This is a genomic window from Pseudomonas edaphica (assembly GCF_005863185.1).
Lineage (GTDB): Bacteria > Pseudomonadota > Gammaproteobacteria > Pseudomonadales > Pseudomonadaceae > Aquipseudomonas > Aquipseudomonas edaphica.
Genome location: NZ_VBVZ01001112.1, coordinates 1 through 650, shown reverse-complemented (window position 1 = coordinate 650; position 650 = coordinate 1). Strand labels below are relative to the sequence as shown.

General features: G+C 46.9%; 2 tRNA genes and 1 rRNA gene. All 3 read left to right on the top strand.

Annotated elements, in window-relative coordinates:
- Positions 1-76, top strand: a 16S ribosomal RNA gene (locus FEM54_RS33580); the annotation flags it as partial.
- Between the two features lie 82 nt (positions 77-158).
- Positions 159-235 (top strand) — tRNA-Ile (locus FEM54_RS33575).
- A 30-nt stretch (positions 236-265) separates the two neighbouring features.
- Positions 266-341 (top strand) — tRNA-Ala (locus FEM54_RS33570).
- Positions 342-650 lie beyond the last annotated feature (309 nt).

The window sequence follows — 650 nt, the reverse complement described above, 5'->3', positions numbered from 1 at the left end:
CACGGTGTGATTCATGACTGGGGTGAAGTCGTAACAAGGTAGCCGTAGGGGAACCTGCGGCTGGATCACCTCCTTAATCGACGACATCAGCTGCTCCATAAGTTCCCACACGAATTGCTTGATTCATTGAAGAAGACGATAAGAAGCAGCCCGAAATTGGGTCTGTAGCTCAGTTGGTTAGAGCGCACCCCTGATAAGGGTGAGGTCGGCAGTTCGAATCTGCCCAGACCCACCAATTTTGTGTGGGAAACGCCTGTAGAAATACGGGGCCATAGCTCAGCTGGGAGAGCGCCTGCCTTGCACGCAGGAGGTCAACGGTTCGATCCCGTTTGGCTCCACCACTACTGCTTCTACGTTAAGAAAGCTTAGAAATGAGCATTCCATCAGGTTGATGATGAATGTTGATTTCTAGTCTTTGATTAGATCGTTCTTTAAAAATTTGGGTATGTGATAGAAAGATAGACTGAACGTTACTTTCACTGGTAACGGATCAGGCTAAGGTAAAATTTGTGAGTTCTCTTAGTTGAGAAATTCGAATTTTCGGCGAATGTTGTCTTCACAGTATAACCAAATTGCTTGGGGTTATATGGTCAAGTGAAGAAGCGCATACGGTGGATGCCTTGGCAGTCAGAGGCGATGAAAGACGTGGT